The organism is Massilia niabensis, assembly GCF_042655085.1.
Lineage (GTDB): Bacteria > Pseudomonadota > Gammaproteobacteria > Burkholderiales > Burkholderiaceae_D > Telluria > Telluria niabensis.
In genome coordinates, this window is sequence record NZ_JBHSMU010000015.1 from 196516 (window position 1) to 219437 (window position 22922).

Here is a 22922-nt window from a genome sequence, read left to right on the forward strand (position 1 = left end):
ATGCACAACACCCTTTTTCTTGCCGCGGCTTTCCTGTACGCGGCCTGCGCCCTGCTGCCTTCAAGCCGGGGCGCTGTCATTTCAGGCGTGACCGCGCTGGCCTGGGCCGTGCACGGCGCCGCCCTGTGGAGCGATGCGTTCGCCCCCGGCAGCCTGCGCATCGGTTTCGCCATCATGCTCTCGGCCGCCCTCTGGGTGTCGGTTGCCGCCTACTGGGTCGAGAACCGCAACTTCGCCCTCGACGGCCTGCGCCGCTTGGTCATGCCCTGCGCCGTCCTGGCGACCTTGCTGCCGGTGCTGTTCCCGGGCGCGCTGATGCCGCTGCAGGGGCAGTCGAGCGCCTTCGGCTGGCACGTCGCAGTGGCAGTGCTGGCCTACAGCACGCTGACGATCGCCGCCTTCCACGCGGTGCTGATGGCGCTCCAGGAAACGCGCCTGCATGCGCGCACCGTGGTCGCCGGCAGCGGCTGGTTCGGCGGGGCGCTCGACCAGCTGCCGGCCCTGCTGACGATGGAAAAGCTGCTGTTTCGCCTGATCGGGATCGGCTTCGTGCTGCTTACCCTGACGGTGCTGTCTGGCGTCGTGTTCTCCGAGCAGCTCTTTGACCGCGCCATGCGCTGGGACCACAAGAACGTGTTCGCGCTGCTGTCCTGGCTCCTGTTCGCGGCCCTGCTGGCCGGGCGGCGCTGGCGCGGCTGGCGCGGCAAGACGGCACTGCGCTTCACGCTGGCGGGCTTCGCCACGCTGGCGCTGGCCTATGTCGGCAGCCGCTTCGTGCTCGAAGTCGTGCTGCAGCGGGGTGTCGCATGAGCCGCATCGTGTTCTGGGTCATCCTCATCATCGTGGTCGGGTTTGCCATCAGGGCAAAGCTGAGAGCCGCCATCCGCCGTGCCGAGACGCATGTGCCGCCGCCGCGGCCCGCCGCGCAGAGCACCGCCGTCATCGAAAACATGACCAGCTGCGCGCACTGCGGCCTGCATTTCCCGGCCTCGGAAGCCGTGCGCGCCGAGGGCCAGGACTACTGCAGCCCCGCCCATGCCGCCAAGTTGAACAATTGATGGGCGCGCCAACACATTGAGTACGCGCTTGCCCCTGTCCTTGCCACTGTCCTTGCCATTATCCAGCCAGGCGCGCGACACGTTCTGGCGCTCGCTCCAGGCCCTGAACGTCACGCGCATCGTCATCGCGCTGGTGCTGATCCTGTACTTGGCCTTCGACGTGCGCGGTGGCCAGGCCCAGGCTGCACCCGCGTATGCGCGCACCTGTTTCTTCTACCTCGGCGCGGCCCTCTGCTTCGGCGCGCTGACGACCCTGTGGCGCAGGCGCTTCCTGGCCCAGCTGGGGGCCCAGGTCGCAGTCGACCTGGCGGTCATCTCGCTGCTGTATCTCGCCGCCGGCGGCGTGCGCAGCGGCCTGGGCATCCTCTACCTGTTCCCGCTCGCCGGCGCCGCGATCCTCGCGCCGCTGGTGCTGGCGCTGTTCTCGGCAGCGCTCGCCACCATCTTCATCCTGCTCGAGGCGCTGTGGCAGACCGTCACGCACGGCGAGCCGGCCCTGATGCGCGGCGGGATGTACGGCATCGCCTTTTTCGCCGTGGTCTGGCTGGTTAACCGGCTGGCGGCGCGCCTGATCGGCCAGGAAGAACTAGCCGCCCAGCGCGGCGCCGACCTGCAGGTGCAGCAGGCGATCAACGAGATCGTCATCGCGGACGTCGGCGACGGCGTGCTGGTGGTCGGGGCCGACGGCGCGATCCATACCGCCAACCCGGCGGCGCGGCGCATGCTGGGGTTCGAGGGTGCGGCGCTGCTGCGCATGGACGAGCCGGGCCTGGAGCCGGTGGCGCAGGCGTTTGCCGCCTGGCTCGGCACGGGAGCGATCCCGTCCGCGCTGTCCGCGCAGTTGGCAGCAATTCAGCCGGTGCCGGGCGAGGCCGGGCCGGATGCGGCCTGGGTGATCCTGAAGCCGTTCCAGGAAGCGACAGCTGGCGAGGGTGGCCTGCGCGCGCGGCGCGACCAGCCGGCGCACCTGAAACTGCGCTTTGCACAGGTTGCCGGAGCCGGCCCCGGCGCCCCTGGCCGCCATGTCGTTTTCCTGCAGGACGTGAGCGCCATCGAAAACCAGGCGCAGCAACTGAAACTGGCGTCGATGGGGCGCCTGACCGCGAGCATCGCGCACGAGGTGAGGAATCCGCTGTCGGCGATCGGCCACGCCACGGCGCTGCTGGCCGAGGACCTGCACGGCAAGGCCGAGGTGCGCCTGCTCAAGATCATCGGCGACAACGTGGCGCGCGTGAACCGGATGGTCGAGGACATCCTGCAGCTGTCGCGCAAGGCGCAGCCGTATGCGGAGCCGCTGCTGCTGGCGCAATTTTTGGCCGAGCTGAAGGCGGAATTCTGCGAAACCCAGGGTTTGGCCGATGATATAGTGTGGCTCGGAGGGGCCGGCGCCATCGAGGTGCGCTTCGACGCGCTGCACCTGCGGGAAGTGCTCGTCAACCTGCTCGGCAATGCCATCCGCTACGCCAGCCGCGCACCCGGCAGCATCCGCATCTGGCCCGAGCTCGACGCCTTTGGTACGCTGGAACTGCACGTGCAGGACGACGGCCCCGGCATCACGCCCGAAGTGCGCGCCCACCTGTTCGAGCCCTTCTACACGACCTCGAGCAAGGGCACGGGGCTGGGCCTGTACCTGGCGCGCGAGCTGTGCCTGAACAATGGCGCGAAGCTCGATTACGAGTCGCGCTTCGACCTGCGCCCAGGCGCCGATGCCGGGGCGAGCGGGCGGTTTGTCATCACCTTCGCCCAGCCGCCCGCGCCCGGCGCGGCGCGCCCGGTTCTTGAAAGGCAGTCATGAGTTCTCCCCGCATCCTTGTTGTCGACGACGAACCCGACCTGCGCGACCTGCTCGAGATCACCCTCGTCAAGATGGGACTCGATGTCGACTGCGCCGCCACCCTGCGCGAAGCGCGCCGGCTGGTTGCCGATCACGCCTATGCGCTGGTGCTGACCGACATGCGCCTGCCCGACGGGCTGGGGCTGGAGCTGGTGCGCGAAGTCTCGGGCAGCTCGAAAACGCCGATCGCCGTGATTACCGCCTTCGGCAGTGCCGAGAACGCCGTGGTGGCACTGAAGGCGGGCGCCTTCGACTACGTGTCCAAGCCGGTCGTGCTGGACGAGCTGCGCGTGATGGTGCGCTCGGCCTTGAAGCTCTCCGAAACGCCTGCCGGCGCCGCGCAGGGCGAGGGCGGCACCGGCTCGCGCCTGATCGGCAATTCGCAAGCCATGCAGTCGCTGCGCGCCCAGATCGCGCGCCTGGCGCGCTCGATGGCGCCAATTGCGATCAACGGCGAATCCGGCGCCGGCAAGGAACTGGCGGCGCGCGAAATCCACGCCCAGAGTTCGCGCGCGGCCCGGCCATTTGTCGCCGTCAACTGCGGCGCGATCCCGGAAAACCTGATGGAGTCCGAATTCTTCGGCCACCGCAAGGGCGCCTTCACCGGCGCCGGGGAAGAGCGAGAAGGCTTCTTCCAGGCAGCCAACGGCGGCACCCTGATGCTCGACGAAGTGGCCGACCTGCCGCTGGCGATGCAAGTAAAACTGCTGCGCGCGATCCAGGAGCGGCGCGTGCGCAAGATCGGCGCCACCCTGGAGGAACCGGTGGACGTGCGCATCATCAGCGCCACGCACAAGGATTTGGCGAAATGCGTCGAGACCGGCGTCTTCCGCCAGGATTTGTTCTACCGCCTGAACGTGATCGAGCTGACGCTGCCGCCGCTGCGCGAACGGTTAGATGACCTGCCGGTGCTGGCGAACGCGATCCTGGCGCGCCTGGCCGGGCCCGGCGGCGCCGCGCTCGGGCCGGGGGTGCTGGAGGCCTTGCGCGCGTATTCCTTCCCCGGCAACGTGCGCGAACTGGAGAACGTGCTGGAACGGGCGCTGGCCTTTGCCGATGGCGGCATGATCGAGGTCGAGGATTTGTCCTTAAAAGCGGCGCGGCTCGCGGAGATGGCGCGGCCCGAGGCAGCGCCGTCTCCGGTGGTGGCCATCGCGCCCACATCGGCCGTGCCGCCGCCGTCTCCGGCGGCACCGGTTGCCGTCGAAGCGGCAGCGCTGGGCCCTGAATCCTTGCCGAGCAACCTGCCGGCCTACCTCGAACAGGTTGAGCGCGACATCATCGGCCGCGCCTTGCAGCAGACCCAGTTCAACCGCACGAAGACCGCCAGCCTGCTGGGCATCAGCGTGCGCCAGCTGCGTTACCAGATGCAGAAACTCGATATCCAGGCTCCGGAGAATTAACCATGCCAAAACGCTTACGGTATATGGCCCTCGCGATTGCGATTGTCGCCGCCCTGATGTGGATGAAGAGTGAACGCGATGCCAATGCCTGCCGCAAGGCCGGCGGGCAATGGGACAGCAGGGCGAATGCCTGCGTGGCGCCCGTGGCGCCGACAGGCAGCCGGCCGGGGTGAAGTCGATGCGTGGTGACCTGGCACCCGGCTTTGCGTCATCTCAACCCTGAACTTGTCAAAAAGCGTTGCCTTTTTGCCAGTGCAAAATAGTGCACTCTGCACTGCGATTGGGCAATGCCGGCGTGTGCTGAACAAGCTTTAAGCAGCAGGTTAGTGCTCACTTACCTGCGACGTCGCATTCGATGTCAAACCATCCAATGTCAAGAGCTGCGCGTGTAAAAAACCCCTGATTTCGGAAATTTAATCGCTTGCGACTTGCGCCGCCCCGGTACTACAATTAGTCCATTGTCAAACCAAGGCACTAGATCTAGTGGTACCAGACTCAAGTATTCAAGATCTGGCGTGTGACACAGACAGCAATAGCTCAACAGCTTCATATTTGTTTCAAGCAAGTTAATCCATCCGCGAGAACGTCGTCCAGCCTGGTGAATCCGGCTGGCCGGGATGCGTTTTGCTTTGCAGTTTTTTGTTTCGAATTTTTAATACATATTGGCTGCCCGCCCTTGCGGGCGATCGACCGACAACCATAGGGGCAGCCTGACTGCCCTTCCTGGAGGCCCCATGCAGACTTCACAAGACATTTCCATCCACCCGCACGCGGCACCAGGCACGCCAGCCAGCGGCAACAGCGCCGCCGAACTGGCCGCCCGCGCCGACTACCGCATCCTGCGCCGTAACGGCGCCGTCGTGCCGTTCGAGCCGAACAAGATCTCGGTCGCGATGACCAAGGCCTTCCTGGCCGTGGCCGGCGGCCAGGGCGCGGCTTCGGCCCGCATCCGCGAGCTGGTGGAAGAGCTGACCAACAACGTGGTCGCTGCCCTGATGCGCCGCCAGCCGAACGGCGGCACCTTCCACATCGAAGATGTGCAGGATCAGGTCGAATTGTCCTTGATGCGCTCGGGCGAGCACGATGTCGCGCGCGCCTACGTGCTGTACCGCGCCAAGCAGATGGAAGAGCGCCGCGCAGCAAAAGAAGCTGCGGGTGGATCGCAGATCGCCGCGCCGCAGATCCACGTGATCGACGGCGGCGAGCGCCGTCCGCTGGACATGGATGCCGTGCACGGCCTGGTGAACGCCGCCTGCGTCGGCCTGGAAAAGCACGTCGACGCCGATGCGATCGTCGCCGAGACCCTGAAAAACCTGTACGACGGCGTGCCGGTCGAAGAGCTGCACAAGTCCGCCATCCTGGCTGCGCGCGCGCTGATGGAAAAGGACCCGGCCTACAGCCAGGTGACCGCACGAATCCTGTTGCACACGATCCGCAAGGAAGTCTTCGGCAAGGAAGTCCCGCAAGCGAAAGCCGCGGCCGAGTACGTGACTTACTTCCCGCAATACATCGCCAAGGGCATCGAGAACGAACTGCTCGACGCCGAACTGGGCAAGTACGACCTCGAGCGCCTGGCGAAAGCCCTGGTCGCCGACCGCGACCTGCAGTTCGGCTACATCGGCCTGCAGACCCTGTACGACCGCTACTTCCTGCACGTGCGTGACACCCGCATCGAGATGCCGCAAGCCTTCTACATGCGCGTCGCGATGGGCCTGGCCCTGCGCGAAGCGGACCGCGAAGAGCGCGCCGTCGAGTTCTACAACCTGCTGTCGTCGTTTGACTTCATGAGCTCGACCCCGACCCTGTTCAACTCGGGCACGCGCCGCTCGCAGCTCTCGTCGTGCTACCTGACCACCGTCGGCGACGACCTGGAAGGCATCTACGACGCCATCAAGGAAAACGCGCTGCTGTCGAAATTCGCCGGCGGCCTCGGTAACGACTGGACCCCGGTGCGCGCGCTCGGCTCGCGCATCAAGGGCACCAACGGCAAGTCGCAAGGCGTGGTGCCGTTCCTGAAAGTGGTCAACGACACGGCCGTGGCCGTGAACCAGGGCGGCAAGCGCAAGGGCGCGGTCTGCGCCTACCTGGAAACCTGGCACATGGACATCGAGGAATTCCTCGACCTGCGCAAGAATACCGGCGACGACCGCCGCCGCACCCACGACATGAACACGGCGAACTGGATTCCCGACCTGTTCATGAAGCGCGTGATGGAAAAGGGCTACTGGACCCTGTTCACCCCGAGCGAAACCCCGGACCTGCACGACCTGGTCGGCAAGGCCTTCGAGACCGCCTACCTGGCGTACGAAGCGAAAGCCGAGCGCGGCGAAATGATGGTCTTCAAGAAGATCGAAGCGCTCGACCTGTGGCGCAAGATGCTGTCGATGCTGTTCGAGACCGGCCACCCATGGATCACGTTCAAGGACCCGTGCAACATCCGCTCGCCGCAGCAGCACATCGGCGTCGTGCACTCGTCGAACCTGTGCACCGAGATCACCCTGAACACCAGCGCCGACGAAATCGCGGTCTGCAACCTGGGCTCGATCAACCTGCCGCAGCACATGAAGGGCGATGGCCTGGATCATGTAAAACTGCAAAAGACGATCCGCACCGCGATGCGCATGCTCGACAATGTCATCGACATCAACTACTACGCGGTCGAGAAGGCGCGCAATTCGAACCTGCGCCACCGCCCGGTCGGCATGGGCATCATGGGCCACCAGGACTGCCTGCACATGATGCGTGTGCCGTTTGCCTCGGACAAAGCGGTGGAATTCGCCGACCGTTCGATGGAAGCCGTCTGCTATTTTGCTTACCTAGCTTCGACCGAGCTGGCCGAAGAGCGCGGCCGCTACGAGTCGTACGAGGGTTCGCTGTGGGACCGCGGCATCCTGCCGCAGGACTCGATCAAGCTGCTGGCGGACGAGCGCGGCGGCTACCTCGAGCAGGACACGAGCGAATCGATGGACTGGAGCCTGGTGCGCAACCGCATCAAGCAGTTCGGCATGCGTAACTCGAACTGCGTGGCGATCGCACCGACCGCGACGATCTCGAACATCATCGGCGTGTCGGCCTGCATCGAGCCGACCTTCCAGAACCTGTACGTGAAGTCGAACCTGTCGGGCGAGTTCACCGAGATCAATTCGTACCTGGTGCGCGACCTGAAGGCACGCGACCTGTGGGACGAAGTCATGATCGCCGACCTGAAGTACTTCGACGGTTCGCTGTCGAAGATCGACCGCGTGCCGCAAGACCTGCGCGACATCTACGCCACCGCGTTTGAAGTCGAGCCGAAGTGGCTGGTCGAGCAGGCATCGCGCCGCCAGAAGTGGATCGACCAGGCGCAGTCGCTGAACATCTACATGGCCGGCGCCTCGGGCAAGAAGCTGGACGAAACCTACAAGCTGGCCTGGCTGCGCGGCCTGAAGACGACCTACTACCTGCGCACCATCGCGGCGACGCACATGGAGAAGTCGACCAGCCGTACCGGCGCGCTGAATGCGGTGTCGGTCTCGGGTGGCATGGTGGGTCATGCCGCTCCGGCAGCGGCTGCTGCTGCACCTGCGGCTACCGCTGTTACTTCTACTTCGGCCGCCACGGCGGAAATCGAAGAGGGCGCCGCCTGCTACCTGCGTCCTGGCGACGCCGGTTTCGATGAATGCGAAGCTTGCCAATAAGCTGGCAGTAAGTATTAAAAATTGAAATGCACGCCCGGCCTTCGCGCCGGGCGCTGCCGTCTAGAATAGAAAAGAAGGAACTATCATGCTGTCATGGGACGATGAACCAACGAGCGCGCCAGTTGCGCGTCCACCGCAAGGCGCAGGCGAACCCGCAGCCGTCGACGCCGCCCTGGTCGCCAAGCGCGTGAACGCCGACGACAAGCGCATCATCAACGGCAAGACCGACGTCAACCAGCTGGTGCCGTTCAAGTACAAGTGGGCCTGGGACAAGTACCTGGCCGGCTGCGCGAACCACTGGATGCCGCAGGAAGTGAACATGCAGCGCGACATCGAGCTGTGGAAGAGCCCGAACGGCCTGTCGGAAGACGAGCGCCGCCTGGTCAAGCGCAACCTCGGGTTCTTCGTGACGGCCGATTCGCTGGCCGCCAACAACATCGTGCTGGGCACTTACCGCCACATCACGGCGCCAGAATGCCGCCAGTATCTGCTGCGCCAGGCGTTCGAGGAAGCGATCCACACCCACGCCTACCAGTACATCGTCGAGTCGCTCGGCCTGGACGAGCAGGAAATCTTCAACGCGTATAACGAAGTGGCCTCGATCCATGACAAGGACCAGTTCCTGATCCCGTTCATCGAGACCCTGACCGACCCGAAATTCGAGACCGGCACGCTGGAAAACGACCAGAAGCTGCTCAAATCGATCATCGTCTTCGCCTGCCTGATGGAAGGCCTGTTCTTCTACGTCGGCTTCACCCAGATCCTGGCGCTGGGCCGCCAGAACAAGATGATGGGCGCCGCCGAGCAGTACCAGTACATTCTGCGCGACGAGTCGATGCACGTGAACTTCGGCATCGACCTGATCAACACGATTAAGATGGAAAACCCGCTGCTGTGGACGCCGGCCTTCCGCGACGAGATCAAGACCCTGTTCCTGGAAGCCGTGGAACTGGAATACCGCTACGCCGAAGACACCATGCCGCGCGGCGTGCTGGGTTTGAACGCCCCGATGTTCAAGGGCTACCTGCGCTTCATCGCGAACCGCCGCGCCGTGCAGATCGGCCTCGATCCGCTGTTCCCGAACGAAGAGAACCCGTTCCCGTGGATGAGCGAGATGATCGACCTGAAGAAGGAGCGTAACTTCTTCGAGACGCGCGTGACCGAGTACCAGACGGGTGGGGCGCTGAACTGGGATTGATGGTATCCGGCGTCGCGCGGCACATAGTCTTACATTTACGACGCATACTTTTACTTAGTACGACAAAAATGTTACTACATGCATAATCAAGTGCCGTCGCGAAGTTGTTTAATGCCTTAGCGTAACCAGTTTGTTTTTGAGCCTCGGTTCCCGAGGCTTTCTTTTCCAAAAAAATATCCTAAAAAAGGATAATTTTATAGACGGATATATTAAATTGGGGCTGTGACACAGAGCTCTGCAAATCACCTATTTAGTGATGAATTCAGAACAGAACGATATGATATTAGACGAGTGGAACTTCCGATTGACTCGTGCATTAATACTAGTAGAAAAGGGCGACGACTGCGCGATGTGTGGAGGCACAGGCGCGTGGCCTGCACTCGGAAAGCTAAAGATATGTGTTCCCTGCGGAGGGACAGGCGAATCTTCCTACCTGTATAAAGTGCGGGAACGTTGATTGCTGGCAGCGATGCCTGTAAATGGCAATCTTTGATTCTTATACAGTTCAACTCGCATAATAGCGGGGCAAAAAACGTCTATTACTGCTAAAATAATATACGTGCCATGAGGTATGCGCCGTGCTAGGAATTTCGCATTTTCAGCTTCAGAACTTTATCCGTAACGGGACGGTGAATTGGCCAAGCTATGGCGGTAGGCAGCAGAAAATTTCGGCGATGGACATTGATCGGGTGATCCGCCATCGAGAATCGGGTACTTCAAGTGTCAATCGTAGGCGCTACACGATAGTCAGGGAATCGCACGAATGGGCAGATATCATCGCTGTGGGCGAACGATTAAGGGTTCACCCCGACGTTGTTCGGACATTGGTACGGGCTGGATGGCTCGCCAGCGTTTCATGCACCTTTGGGGGGAGACGCAAGACAGTAGTCCCGTTGGATAAGCTGCTTGAGTTCGAGAATGAATTTGTATTAGTCGGCACCTTGGCTAGCGAGTGGAGCGTAAACTCGACGAATCTTCGAGAGAAACTGCAAAGTATCGGCGTTTACCCTGTAGGTGGGCCTGGCCTGGATGCTGTTATGACTTCGCTCTTTCGCCGTGATGCCCTTACGCAGATCGACAGTGAGGTAATAGCAGCCATTGAAGAGTATCCGACAAGAACGGGAAGGCGGCCACATGGGCACCAGCCTATTCGTCGATATCCTAGAGCGTTGCCGATGAGCGATGTCGCTGCGATACTTCAGATTAGCACGCAAAAGGTAGCGCAACTAGTTCGAAAGGGTTTCCTTATTCAGGAGAGTCCCATCACTCGACCGATTTTTGTCAAACGCTCTTCGCTTCGAAAATTTCAAAAGCTCCTTGACAGCCCAGAGTGGATGCGTGTTGCTGACGCTGCAGAAGATATCGGAATTAGCGTCACTGCCCTTACCAAGACGTGGATCAAAGGCGGAATTGTCCAGCATTTGGCTCTCGGTCCATGGCGTCTCGTTAAGAAGGTTGACGTCGAACAGGTGAAACGTCTACGCACTAACTACCTGACTCCCAGTGAGGCCGGTCGGCAACTTAACACGCACCGGTCCCACATGGCGAACCTCGAAAGAAGAGGGGCGGCAATTGCAATCCGCATGGGAGAGAGCGGTGCTGTGCGTTTGTGTCGAAAAGAAGATGTTCGTGGCGAGAGTACCTGGACTACCGCCACCAGGACAAGCGATTAGTGAACTCTTGAGGCACGATCTTAAGGGCATGAAGCCAGTCGACGAGCTCAACGATGTCAAGTCGTCTGTCGAGATTTTCAACCTTAGCCACATACGACTGGTGCTTTGCGAGTCTCTTGGCGAGTTCTACTTGCGTGATCTCAGCCGTTTCTCTAGCCTGTTTAAGCAACTCAATAAATTGTACATACCGAGGATCATGGATAGATTTCATCCACGGATGGGAGCATCTCCGCAGGAATATCCCAAAACAGGATATTGTGACTGGGGCTGCACATACAGTGCGCTGTGCGCATCGGTATGAATTTAGCAACGGAATTGTCCTAGATGGTGAAGTGTACGTTGAACGTTGCGAGCTTCGTGATGAGCTCAGCCCGTCAGTCATCATCGGAAAATTCATATGAAAATTGCTATTCAATAGACTGAAGCTGGAATCTAATGCTGATATTTCTCGACACGGAATTCACGGACTCATTGAACTGCGACCTGATCAGCATAGGAATGGTTGCTGAAGATGGCCAGCATGAGCTGTATATGGAACGGGCCGATTATAGAGTCGATTGGTGCAATTCGTTTGTCCGTGCGGCAGTTCTTCCAAAGCTTGGGAGAGCAGGACCGGCACTCAGCTGGGACGAATTTTCGGCACGCTTAACATCATGGTTCACAACGCTGCCACGCAGCGTCACCGTCGCTTGCGACAGCTTTACGGATTGGGAATTCCTTCTCGATGCGTTTGGCGATACACGCCCATCGAACCTAACAGGTAGATACGATTTACGTAGACATGTCGATTCATCGGAATTTCATCATGCCGTGGTGCGATATCACGAACGTAACGGACCATGGCATCACGCGCTTCATGATGCGAGAGCGCACCGGGAAGGCTGGTTAGCTTGGCAAGAGAGCAGGAAGAACAAATGAAGCCATCAATCAGCTACACGGCCGTCTAGAGCCCTTCCTGCTCCACGGTAATCTTTGCGAGTTGCACCTGCCTGGCCAGATCGTCCCAACCTGCTTTTCTTGCGTGGCATGCCATGCGGTTAGCCAGAGCTTCGGACGCGGGGCGACGCAGCGGCTTGGCGATATCGTCTGGATGCATGCGCCACGGCGATAGCATGCGGTTCGCGTTTCGCAGGTCCGATGCCAAGAGGGCGGCAATACGAAAGCCTCCCTCGTCTACGTCGCCCCAGTGACGGATAGGCGTTTCCAGCGGTGTGGAGTGAACCAAGCGCAGGTAAGCCTCTCGCCACGTAGGGCTCGGCATGCCGTTTGTGTACAAAACAAGCACTGGCTCGTCGCACAGCCTGCGAGCTTCGCTGTGAAACGTCGTGAGGTTTTCAATGCTAAGGACATACTTTGGCGGCGTCTGGAGTCCCAGCACGGTCGTGGCAGAGAACGCGGCATAGGGCGCATCCAGCGTTGCAGTCACCCGTGTCCGCTGAATCACAACATTCCCGGAAAGGCGAAATGGCTGCTCTTCACGAAACAGTCCTAGCTCCTGCCAGACGTCATTTGCGGACCGCGGCGCCGTATCGATATCGCCTAAAAGCAGAACATCGACTGGGCCAGCCAACTTTTCTAAACGTTTGGTATCGTGGAAAATGCGGTAGCTAGCCTCGCGTATTGGAAGCTGAATGCTTGCTTCAGCCTGCATATCCATAGCCAGCTCTAAGATCCTGACAGCGTCCACCCAATCAGCCATATCTGCCGGCCCCGTGCGGCGTACGAGCTTTAAGCGGTCCCATTGCGCTAACACTTGCTCCAGAACTGGGTGCGCTTCGAAATGGGCCGCCAGTGAGGCGCGCGCTGCGGCTACTAATGTGCTGTGCGGAGTGCGTCCGACAAATGACGCCAGTGCCTGCACGTCGATGGCGCATACCCGTTTAATAAATGCGTCGCTCGCCGACCCCGCCCCATGATCCCAAAATAAATTCACCGCGTGTTGTGCACGGCACGCCTTCATTACTGCCTCAAACTCGTCCTTTTCCTTCAGTGACTTCGTCTCGCGGTAAGCACGCAAATCGTGGGCTGTCAGCACCGCCGGGCGCGTCCTCACACCCGCGTGCGCACGCTCGGATGCTGTCAGGAGTTGTCCCAGCAAACTGTATGCAAGCTCCATTAAGCCTCCACAAGCTGTGTTACACCGGAACTATCTGCGGTATGGGCGGTAGGTGCGACAATGCGCCGCAACTCTTCGTCGACGAGTTCGGGATGAAATTCAGGCAGGTCCGAACGGTATAGCTCACGCGCCTCTGCCGAGATCGTATGGCGATCCAGCTCGATAGCGTTGGAGCTCGTACCCTTCACCAGCAAATAGTAACGATGAAGGAAGGCCGTCAACGTGGCTAAGTGTTCGCCGGGCCCGGCAAGGAGAACCTGTAATCCCAAGTCCTCGTAATAGCGCATGGTGGCGATGATGTTCGTGACGTCCATTCGGTGGAAAGCCTCGTCGAGCATGATGAGGCCCATGCTGTCACGATTCTTGGCGTCGAGTTTGTATGCAGATGACAGCGCTGCACCGGCGATAACGTAAAGTGGCGCGCGATGCTCACCACCGGAGCCTTTGCCTAGACGTGCGCTAAGATAGCCGATGCGTCGACGCGTGCCCGTGGACGGATCCTCGCGATGGATTGCAATGTCGAAGGAGAAAAACTCGCGGTAGTCTTCCAGCGCGTTGCGCGCACCGCGATTGCCATCGACCACCACGTCGTCCAGCAGCATCCTGAACTGCTCGGGCATCTCCCCGCCGGGTGAGAACATCAAGCCAGCAGCATCACGTACGAATTTCAGCAGACCTTCCAATGCCGGGCGCGGCGTGATCACAAACTCATAGCGTTCGTTGTTGGAAAACGCAGGGCAGGCGAGCAGTGCGGTGTTCAAGCGACTGCGTGTGCGTTCCATGGCCTCAATTTGCTCATTTAAGCGGACGGCTACGTCGGTCGTGAACGCATCCTGCGCTACGCGATAGGCTTCCTCAGCGCGCGCTTCATGTTCAACCAGCGCGATATCGCGTAGACGCTGGATCAGCGCTGCAACCCAGTCTCGTGCCTGCCGCCAGTTCTCCTGCACGCTGAGATCAACCTGTTCGCGGTGATCGGTCAAGAAGGTACCAAACGAGCTCATGCCACGAGACTTCGCATTTTCAAGTCGGACGCGCGCTGCATCCGCCTGTTTGCGGCAATGCCCTGCCATTGCCTCATAGGCTTCCCCATACTGCTCAAGGCATTGATCCCACAGAGTAGATGCGAGTGTCGGATCGTAGTCGGGGTTAGCGCGCGCCGTATTAAACGTGTCTGACACCTCGGCATGCCCCTCTTCGGCCTTGTGCGCTGACTGCTGGGCGGTTACCGCTCTGCTATTTGCTGTCAATATTCTTTCTTGAAAGCCCTCAAGTTCCTTTTCTAGCGTGGGCATGCGTTTCATCGCCGCTTCCAGATCGCGGTTCAAACGCTGATATTCGACATCGGCACTGTTGGCCATGCGCTCATCGAGCAGAGCTTTCTCGTCGCGGGCCTGCTTGGCCAGTGCGATGGTGGCTAGCACCTGTTCCCATGTTGCTGGGCGGCTCAGCCACCCGACATCCTTAACCAAAGCATCGACTACGTTGTATTGCGTTTGGAGCTGCACGACTTCGGTTGTGAGGCGGCTGACAAGGCGAGCGAGCTCGGCACGCCGGTCGGCGTTGGTTCGCCCCAAACGGAACTCTTTTGCCGGGACGGGCCGGATACGGTCGAGGTCTCCCCCGGCAACTCGCATTCCATCCTTCGTCAATGCGCGACCGGCGGCCAGCGCGTCTTTGCTTGATTCCGCGCACATGAAGTCGACGAATTTGGCGCGCACGTAGGCCACGGCGGCAGGATTGTCCCCGACGATAAGTTGGGCAATCGAACCGGTTTTTGGTACAAATCCAAGGTTTTGCCGCGATGCCATGCCCATCTTGATGCCATAGATGCCATCAAGTGATTGGTAGCAGTCAAAGCTGGCACGCTCCTCGCCTTCGGGAATGATCAACGCATCGCGGTGTGACCCGAGCATCGCTTCTATGACTGGCTGCCACGTAGCGTCGGTCACGCGCACCAGGTGGAACACCGGCTCGGGATGCAGACCCAACGCCTTCAGCGCCGCCCACAACCGCTTTGTGTCCCCCGACAGGCCTGGACCGCCCGTGTTGATCTGATCCAGCTCGTCCTGCGCCTTGGTCAGGTCCGCCTGTTTGTGTGCGAGTTCATTGTTTAGCGCCATCGCCAGCTTCATGAGTTCGCCGCCGACGGCGCTGGCCTGCCTACGCACGATCTCGCCGAGAGTGTCACGATCCCCTTGTGAGAGTCCCAGCGCATCGTCGACAGCACTGGGCAGCTTGGCGCGGCATGCCAACAGCGTGCTGGCCGTGGAGCTAAGTAAGGCCGGGTGGGCAGCACAATTAGCGAGGATTTTGTCTGTCTGGTAGAGGAACGCTGACACTTCTCGGTCCGATCGTGTGATGCGCTGCCGGCCCTCTTCGATGGACGCTTGCAGGGCCCCATGGTCGCGGTGAGCATGGTGGGCATCGCGCTGCACACGCAGATGGTCGATCAATGCGCGGGTGCTGGAAAGGGCTTCTTTCGCGTTGTCGAGCTGCGCCAAGGCCAACCCATGCTGCTCGTCCGCCGCCAGCTTGGACTGACGGGCTTCTTCAAGTCGTGAGAACATCGTTTCGCGTATGCACGCGACTTGCGTTGCATCCCACGTGGCCGCCCGTACTGACTCCTGCTGTGCCTTGGCGAGCTGCTCGACAATCGCTTCGCCGCCTGCGATCTTGCTTTTGACGGTGGCGATGAGGTCAACATGTTCTTTAAATGAGCGGACGTTGTCCTTGAATTTTTTGGTGTCGGTAGGCTTATGTTCCAGGATCTCGTCGCGCACGATTCCATCGACCGAGCTGCCGAGGTTCAGCCGCAACGCGAAACGGAGCGCGCGCTGGAACGCCTGCATATTGGCCGCGCCATTTTTGCCGCGCAGTGCTAGCAGGTACCCTTTGACGAATTGTTCACCACTGCTCGTGAAGATGATCTCATCCTCGGGTAGTCGAGAGCGCTGTAATAGGCTGTGGCGAAAGCTCTTCCAGTCACGTGGTCTGAGCTTGCCGTCGGCCTCTTCGAGATGGTCCCCAATGGCCAGCTCCAAATCGGGAATCACGTACCGGCCGAGAACCTCGTGACGCTCCTGATCCACCGACGCGTGAATGCAGACTCCCACGGTGACTGGTGCGTTCGTGTCGGTATCGCGAAACGTCAGCGTAATATAGGTTGTGGCCACATCACGAGCACGCTCGTCGGGGCCACCACTTTGGCCAAGGCAGTATTCACGAATGGTCCGCTTGCCAGTGGCGTCCTCGGCTTGCGCGTTGAGCGCGGTAAGGTTCTGGTTTGCGCCAAAGAGAGCGATCTGGACGGCATCTAGAGCTGCACTTTTGCCCGCGCCGTTCGGGCCGAAAATACCCGTGTTTAGGCCAACCTGAAACTCTTCCTTCTCGTACAGGAAGAACTGTATGAGTTTGATGCTGACGAGTTGTTTCATTGCTCTTCGCTCTCCATACTGTCTTCCTCGATAGCTGTACCAACTTCCGTATGATCTTCCGCACCGGTAGCGGCCCACCCCGCAATGCGCGAGAGCGCAGCCTCGCCGAGTACGACGGTGATAGCAGGGCGGATAAGGATGACGAAGTCCTGGCCCTGCAGTGCCGACTCGGGCAGGTCGTTCCCGGTGCCATCCGATACCCGCGCGATTCCCCAGCGTCGGGCGGCGCGCACGTAGTCGCGCAGCTCGCTTTTCGATGCCGGGAACGGCCGTTTTGTCAGGAGACGGTATTTTTCCTCCAGTTCGACAAGGTCGCACATCACCTCGCCGCTGTCACTGACATCCTTACCTTGACGTAGAGCTTCGTCGTAGATCTGGCGAAGGATCAGGGCGAAGATGGTCTGGCCGGTGCTGATCGCTCCCGTCTTCGCGTGACGTGGCAAAGCGTAGGCATAGCGCAAGGCACGGTCCACATGCAGCTCCACGCCCAGCGCCGCAAGCGCGCCCCGCAGATCCCGCTCGTAGCTTGCGACGATGTCGTAATCACGTCTGCTGCGCCGGTCGCTGTGGTAGAGCACCTGCTCCGTCACCAGACGGTATAGGGCGACTTCGATTTCCTCCGGCGTATAGGTGCCGCCACTGCGCTCAGTGAGCGCCAGCCAGTGTCCGTTCATGCCTTGCTCCTTTGTGTCCGACGGGCCACCGAAAACGGGACTCCGCTGATGAATGGATGGTCTTCTTCGGTGTTTCCTTGCGGGGTGACGACGAACCCCGGCACTTGCGAAGCGGCGTCACGCTTGACCTTGACGTCTCCAGCGCGAAGGTGGAACGCGATCTTAGCCAGCTCTTGATAAGCCCGGCCGTTTTCCACGGTGGAGGTATCAAGTGCGTTCGAACCTACCTCGTTATTGGAGGCTTGGGCGAGTAAGTAGGCTGTCAGCTTTGGCCCAAACAGCATCCGTGCATGCATCGCCCGTTGGGCCAAGCGCGAGCGCGCAATCTCCATAGGTGACGGCTGAACCGTACGCAGCGCACTTGCCTGAGGACGTGCGGTCCTCGTCCGGGGCATCGCCAAACCATCGGCACTCACAAGGCCACCCGCTGGGAAGGGGTCACCGAGATCGATCACTTTGCCCACTTCAAGAGCATGGATGGCATTGCGCACCAGTTGGTCGATGGGACGCACCGTTCGGATGGAATAGTCAAGGTAGACGCGCGCCTGCCGGTTCGCCCTGCGCACTTCGTTATCGAGCCTGTCGAGATATTCGTCCATTCGGGACAGCTCACGTAGGCGCGACAAGTCTCGTTCGTACTGCACCTCGGCGCGGCGGCGGTCGCCCGGGAACCGGTTTTCATCGTACCACTCGACTAAGCGGTTGCGTTCGTCCGGTGACTCATCGACCGCTTCCACCGTACGCATAATGGCGTGCCGCTTGGCGAGCGGATGCTCGCGCGTGCGCAGTTCACGGTAGTCGCCAAGGAAGACCCGCTCGATGTAATCGAAGAACTGGTTGACGAAATCAGCTGGGTTATTCGTTTTGCGCAGCGAGGCCATCATCTCGCGGATGAGGTTGCTGGTATTGCGCACGTACTGGAGTAGGTTGCGGGTTTGCTGTGCGGCTTCCATGAGCACATCACCGCCTGCATCGCCGTCGTGTACACGGTCGATAAGGCCTTCGATGGAATGGATCTTCGCGCCGATGTAGACGGGCCCACTTTCAGCGAAGCTGACAAGCTGATCGAGAAAGTGTCCGATGACAGGGCTCATCGTTATTACCTTCTCCGCCCCATATTTTCCTTTCTCCAGCCACCCAGTCTCAACCAGACGACCCAAGATCATGTGAGCGCGTGCATTGATGGAGGTGGTGGTGGGCGTAGTGCCGTCCTCCTCTTCCCATGGGTCGTTCTCGGATAGTTCCCGCTCGATGTCGACCACGAGGTCACGTACTGGTAACCCCTCCGCCGGAGGCAGCGGTGCATCTGGACCAAATCGATTGCGGTGCAGCCGGGTAAGGAGTGCCCAGTACCGCTCATGGTTAGCCGACGCAAGGGGCTTGAATAGGTCGCCCGGCAGGCGTCCGAAAAGGTCCGGGTACAACGGCTTGGCGCGGATCGGAACTACTTCAGGAAGAGCCACGGTTCGATCTCCTTCACGTTTTCGACGGCTAGCTGGTATTCCGGCGGCTGCTGGGCGTCCGAGACGGCCGCCCTCGCATCTTGCACAAAGTATTTGAGCAGCGCGCCGCGGCAGGTCTCAACAAGTCCGGCCGTTCCGCCCATGTACTCAGCGCGAATTACCTCCGCCTGCATATGCGTGAGCGCAGGATGCGGGAAAAGACGTACCTTTACTTGTGTTTGCCAGGCTATGTCATGTTCAACGTACCGTTCTGCCGTCCGCTCCAAGGTTTCGACGCCGGCAATACGCCCCAGGGTGAAGTCGCGGTAGTCCTTGGCCACGTCGCAAAATGCGCGGACATGCCAGCGCCGCCCGGCGCGCACCACCGTATGCGGCGAGATCTCACGGAAATGCGCCTCAGGGTGCGTCATGGAGCGATAGGCGATGCGCACAACGCGCCGTTCGCGCGCAGCAGCGTGTAGCGCGGCGAAGTGAAGGGGGAACGGGGTCGATAGGTCTGTATGAGCCGTGACCAAGTAGCGATGATCGGGCTTAACTGGTGTCGCATAAGGTAAGCCGACCAAGGCAAGGTAGCGTACTAAGTTGTCGGCGTAGGCGCGCCGTGACGGTTGCTTGCGCACGTGCTCGAAATATGCCCTTGTGGGGTAATAGGCCTTGGTCTTAGTGTCGTGATAAAGCCATTTGGGGTGGGCCTCTCGAAACTGACGGATCAGCACGCTCGCGCGGACGGCTTGCACGCCACAGACTTCGCGAACACGAGCGTTGCTCAGCCAGCCCTCCCATTGAAGCAAGAGGGCCAGTTCTTCTAGCGGTACGTCGGACACTTCGGACATGGGGAGATCGCGCAAGAGTTGTTATTTTTTAGGATAACATATCTTTTTGGATAAGATGTGATTTTTGATAAGATGCGCGCTGCATCCAGTCGCCGGCCATGCTATGTAGACGCAGTTCCTTGAGGCCATCGGTGATGTCAGCCATGGCTGTCCTTCACCATGCCGTCAGTGACGCTGCAGTTCGTTGTAGCGGCTGGTGTTGGCTGTCGGTGATGTAGATGGCTTCATTAGGTCCAGTGTGGTTCTCTTCTATCGACAGCAGGTCAGAGAATGTACAACTATCTGTCGCGATTTGAAAAAAAAGTAAGACTATGTGCCCGGGTGTCGTTCCCAAAAAGGCGCAGGACTCCGTAAGTGCTTGAGACGACAGCAAGCTCAATGTAAGACTGTGTGTCGCGTGACGTCCGGTGCAGGTATTTCCGGTGCTGCCTGCAAGGCAGGCAGCACCTTTTATACCGGACTGCCCACAGGGGGCGGTTCGGGACCGAGGCCCATCATGGGTCGCGGCTTGGCGTCCTCGCGGCGGCGCCAGCATCTGAGTGCCTGGACGAACACCGCTTCGCGCACATAACGGTGCCAGACGAAGGTCAGGTCGAACAGCATGATCGCCAGCCACCACAGGTACAGAAACATCAATCCTGCAAGAATGACGGGCCATATCGGTAACGCGTCAATACTGTCGTCAAAAAACAGTCGTGCGCCGATGATATAGGCGATCACGCACGCACCGGAACCGAGCAATGCCCTGCGGCTCAGCTTTGGCCTGCGCGGCACCACCCAGCCGGCAATGACGACGACAAAAACGGCCGCAGTCATCAGCGCGGTCTTTGCCGCCGATTCGTCGCCAGGATACAAGGTGAACGGCAAGCTCGGCAGGCGCTCGCCTAAAAATGTTGCCACGTCTGTCGGTAAATAGGCCACGCAAAGCGCGCCAATCAAGAGAAATATCATCGACACGATTTCCCATCGCGCGCCGTTTGGTTTGACCAGGCGGGGGATGCGCGCCGCCACGGTAATGCACGTCAATAAAACGCCAAGCAAGCCAATGGCGCCCGCGGACAAGACAATTTCTGCTGTAAATATCGTATCCGAGGTGGCAGTGACCGCCTTGTACAGTACAAACACTGCGATGAGATGCAGCAGGAAGGTGGCGAAGTAAGGGATGCACTTGCTGATAACACTGGCAAACCTCCGGTTGGCCGGTGGCTGGGCCTGGCCGGATCCGATGACGACATCCTCGATAAAGTGGCCGAACACATCCGCATCGTCCCAGTAGTCGTTGTGCGCCTTGCCCGGCATCGGGTAACGGCTGAATCCGAAATCATGTTCCGCAGTGGCGAACTCAAAGGCTGCACAGCCTTTGTCCTGTAAAAGATCGACTGCGCTTTCCAGCTTGAAGCCGATCGGATCGCCATAATCGAAATAATTGCGCCACTTGATTTTGCGCGGCAGCCGTACCGGGGTCTGGTTTCCAGTGGTGAGCACGACTGCACCGGATTCGTCGGTACTGCTCGTCATATTGAAGTCGTCCCACAGCTTGGGCCACAGGGTAATGTGCTTGTCGATGGGCGATCCAATGGTCATGAAGCCACGAACGAAGGTGACCCACGAGGTGTCCACCGATTTTGCCGGGTCTTCATGGTCCGGAATAACCTGGTTCGACAGCGCCTGGAGCAGGCCCAGCAGGCTGATGACCGTGCCTTCGCTGTGCGCCACCAGGTAAATGTCGGGCACGCGTCCCGGATAGGTTTCCTGATAAGTGGCGACGATCGCCGCCAGCGCGCTGTGCAGGCGATACAGGATTTTTTCCCGATACACGGGGAAATCCGTGACGATCTGGACATCGTCAACATAATCGCGGAGCAGTTCCCCGATCTCGAACTTGAACACGCCGGCTTTGGCCGTTACCCACAAGAGGTTTTCGAGGACGTCGATCGTTTCAATGAGTTCCTCCACCACGCCGATGCCGAGTGCGAAGTCCTGGGGCGTCAGGTTTCCATTCGGGACCGATTTCTCATACACGGATTCAGCACGGCTGACGACGGTACGTCCCCACGCCTTGGTTTCTTCCAGCGTGTCATTCGCTTTCACGACCTGGGCGGGAATATCGGCCCAATAGACTTCTGCAAAACCGATTTTCGCCAGCACGTCGTCCGGCTTGGCGTCGAGCCGGCTCCACCGCACATTGCTGCCAGCCGCGCTACTGAAGTAACCGAGGGGCATGACGGGCAGCGGAGGCGTGCTCCGGTCGCCGAAGCGGCGCGCCACGGACCGGATCGTACTGCTGCGCAATTGGTTTCCGACCCCATGGATCGCCACAATGATCTTCTCCATCGGAACACCGCCGCCCGAGGCTTTCAGCGCAGTAGCCGTCAGCGGCATCTCGTTCGCGCCCGCATCGTCGATCATGACCGCCTCTCTTGTCCTGTTTCTATGCTGCCGCGAGCCCGAGTTGCTGCAATGCCGGCTTCCACCGCTCGTTCGCAATCTTCTTGAAGCCGCTTTGCCTGGGGTGCAGCTCATTGGCCCAGTCGGAGGGCGTGAGTGTCCCATTGCTGTTCACCAGCACGACACGGTCACTGTTCTTTTGGACGATTTCTTCCAGGGCCAGGGTGAACTGATCGAGGACATAGCGAATGCAAGCGGCCTGGTATTCGCCCGGGACCTTTGCATCGTCCAGCGCGGCTTTCAGCCAGGTGGCCTGCTGCCCGAATACCCCGATACCGGACGGGATCGCGTAATCGTAGTTATGCATAAAGATGCGTTTGAAGCCAGGCGAATGGCAGTGGATAAGGATACGACCGAGCAGGGTGATATAGCTGTTCTGGATTTTTTCCATCAGGCGGGGCAGTTCTCCACCGGGCGACGCATTGAAGCAGGCTTTCGCGCTCTTTGATTTGGAACAATCCCGTAACAGGAGTGGGCGCAAGTCGTTGAATCCGGCGAAATCGTTTCCGCCACCGCTGACAAAGACGGCAGACAGGCTGTCGCCGTACAGCTGCAAGGCCCTGCGTACGGCTTTTTCATACTTGCCGAAGACATAGTCGAAAGCTTCGGCACCGTTATAGCCAAGCGCCAGGATGTTGTGCTCTTTTGATTCGACAAGTTTTCCAAGCTGGCTGATGAGGGAGCCGCCGGGGAAGGGGTACCAGAACCAGGAGTCGCCAATGGCCAGGATGGAGGGATAAATTCTTTCGCCATCGCGCTCCATATCCCGCTCATCCCAAAACACGTTTCGTCGTGCCATTTCCCTCTCCCTTGTTCAGCGTGCCAGCGGCAGGCGCGCTATCGTTTTCGAGATTAGACATGGTGGGGAGGGGGAAATTCAGCCGTTTTTATGCTGGCTCTGACGCATTCGCGGGTGCTTTTCGACGGGCGCTCACTACGTCATGTGCGCTTCGACTGATCCTGATCAAGCTCTCTTGCGTGCACGGGGCGTCGCTAAATGGTCCAATAGGGCGTTTTAACTGTGCGCGGGTTGCGCACTGACAAGGTTTTCGTGTACTTTACGTGATTGAATTTGTCAAAACGTGAACATGGAAGTTTTTGCATGTTC

At 59.9% G+C, this 22922-nt stretch carries 17 protein-coding genes; 9 read left to right on the forward strand and 8 right to left on the reverse strand.

Going from position 1 to position 22922, the window contains the following annotated elements; all coding sequences use genetic code 11:
* The 8 genes from ACFPN5_RS15395 to ACFPN5_RS15430 all read left to right on the forward strand — a co-directional run bounded on the left by ACFPN5_RS15395 (position 1) and on the right by ACFPN5_RS15430 (position 10843).
* Complete coding sequence (locus ACFPN5_RS15395) at positions 1–810, forward strand: cytochrome C assembly family protein (protein WP_379784636.1); 810 nt, start codon at positions 1–3, stop codon at positions 808–810.
* Entirely contained in the window at positions 807–1058 is a 252-nt protein-coding gene (locus ACFPN5_RS15400; RefSeq protein WP_379784637.1) for a PP0621 family protein, read from the forward strand. The genes ACFPN5_RS15395 and ACFPN5_RS15400 overlap by 4 nt, the downstream gene beginning before the upstream one ends.
* A gap of 52 nt (positions 1059–1110) precedes the next feature.
* Complete coding sequence (locus tag ACFPN5_RS15405; protein WP_379784638.1) at positions 1111–2853, forward strand: sensor histidine kinase; 1743 nt, start codon at positions 1111–1113, stop codon at positions 2851–2853.
* The gene (locus ACFPN5_RS15410; protein ID WP_379784639.1) at positions 2850–4295 is read left to right on the forward strand and encodes a sigma-54-dependent transcriptional regulator; all 1446 of its coding nucleotides are present in this window, start codon (positions 2850–2852) and stop codon (positions 4293–4295) included. Before ACFPN5_RS15405 ends, ACFPN5_RS15410 begins: the two co-directional genes overlap by 4 nt.
* A 2-nt stretch (positions 4296–4297) precedes the next feature.
* Positions 4298–4468 carry a hypothetical protein gene (locus ACFPN5_RS15415; protein ID WP_379784640.1) on the forward strand — a complete coding sequence of 57 codons (171 nt, stop codon included), beginning with the start codon at positions 4298–4300 and terminating at the stop codon, positions 4466–4468.
* A gap of 561 nt (positions 4469–5029) precedes the next feature.
* Positions 5030–7972, forward strand: coding sequence for a ribonucleoside-diphosphate reductase subunit alpha (locus ACFPN5_RS15420; RefSeq protein ID WP_379784641.1), 2943 nt, complete (start codon positions 5030–5032; stop codon positions 7970–7972).
* 85 nt (positions 7973–8057) lie between these two features.
* The gene (locus tag ACFPN5_RS15425; protein WP_379784642.1) at positions 8058–9170 is read left to right on the forward strand and encodes a ribonucleotide-diphosphate reductase subunit beta; all 1113 of its coding nucleotides are present in this window, start codon (positions 8058–8060) and stop codon (positions 9168–9170) included.
* Positions 9171–9748: 578 nt separating this feature from the next.
* The gene (locus ACFPN5_RS15430; protein WP_379784643.1) at positions 9749–10843 is read left to right on the forward strand and encodes a hypothetical protein; all 1095 of its coding nucleotides are present in this window, start codon (positions 9749–9751) and stop codon (positions 10841–10843) included.
* Here ACFPN5_RS15430 and ACFPN5_RS15435 read toward each other — a convergent pair.
* Positions 10818–11240, reverse strand: coding sequence for a helix-turn-helix domain-containing protein (locus tag ACFPN5_RS15435; RefSeq protein WP_379784644.1), 423 nt, complete (start codon positions 11238–11240; stop codon positions 10818–10820). The two genes, ACFPN5_RS15430 and ACFPN5_RS15435, sit on opposite strands and share 26 nt — an antisense overlap.
* Positions 11241–11278: 38 nt before the next feature.
* On the opposite strand from ACFPN5_RS15435, the gene ACFPN5_RS15440 reads away from it, so the two are divergent.
* A complete protein-coding gene (locus tag ACFPN5_RS15440; RefSeq protein WP_379784645.1) occupies positions 11279–11761 on the forward strand; it encodes a hypothetical protein in 483 nt (160 codons plus the stop codon).
* Positions 11762–11786: 25 nt separating this feature from the next.
* On the opposite strand, the gene ACFPN5_RS15445 is transcribed toward ACFPN5_RS15440, so the two are convergent.
* The 7 genes from ACFPN5_RS15445 to ACFPN5_RS15475 form a co-directional block, all read right to left on the reverse strand.
* Positions 11787–12959 (reverse strand): Wadjet anti-phage system protein JetD domain-containing protein, encoded by a 1173-nt coding sequence (locus ACFPN5_RS15445; RefSeq protein ID WP_379784646.1) that lies wholly within the window; start codon positions 12957–12959, stop codon positions 11787–11789.
* Entirely contained in the window at positions 12959–16396 is a 3438-nt protein-coding gene (locus ACFPN5_RS15450; protein ID WP_379784647.1) for an SbcC/MukB-like Walker B domain-containing protein, read from the reverse strand. The genes ACFPN5_RS15445 and ACFPN5_RS15450 overlap by 1 nt, the downstream gene beginning before the upstream one ends.
* Positions 16393–17070: a DUF4194 domain-containing protein gene (locus tag ACFPN5_RS15455; RefSeq protein ID WP_379784648.1), complete on the reverse strand. Its 678-nt coding sequence runs from the start codon at positions 17068–17070 to the stop codon at positions 16393–16395. Before ACFPN5_RS15455 ends, ACFPN5_RS15450 begins: the two co-directional genes overlap by 4 nt.
* Positions 17067–18533 (reverse strand): Wadjet anti-phage system protein JetA family protein, encoded by a 1467-nt coding sequence (locus ACFPN5_RS15460; RefSeq protein ID WP_379784649.1) that lies wholly within the window; start codon positions 18531–18533, stop codon positions 17067–17069. The genes ACFPN5_RS15455 and ACFPN5_RS15460 overlap by 4 nt, the downstream gene beginning before the upstream one ends.
* A complete protein-coding gene (locus ACFPN5_RS15465; protein ID WP_379784650.1) occupies positions 18515–19366 on the reverse strand; it encodes a WYL domain-containing protein in 852 nt (283 codons plus the stop codon). The genes ACFPN5_RS15460 and ACFPN5_RS15465 overlap by 19 nt, the downstream gene beginning before the upstream one ends.
* Before the next feature lie 450 nt (positions 19367–19816).
* Entirely contained in the window at positions 19817–21775 is a 1959-nt protein-coding gene (locus ACFPN5_RS15470; RefSeq protein WP_379784651.1) for an MFS transporter, read from the reverse strand.
* A gap of 22 nt (positions 21776–21797) precedes the next feature.
* Complete coding sequence (locus ACFPN5_RS15475) at positions 21798–22613, reverse strand: SGNH/GDSL hydrolase family protein (protein ID WP_379784652.1); 816 nt, start codon at positions 22611–22613, stop codon at positions 21798–21800.
* Positions 22614–22922: the final 309 nt, after the last annotated feature.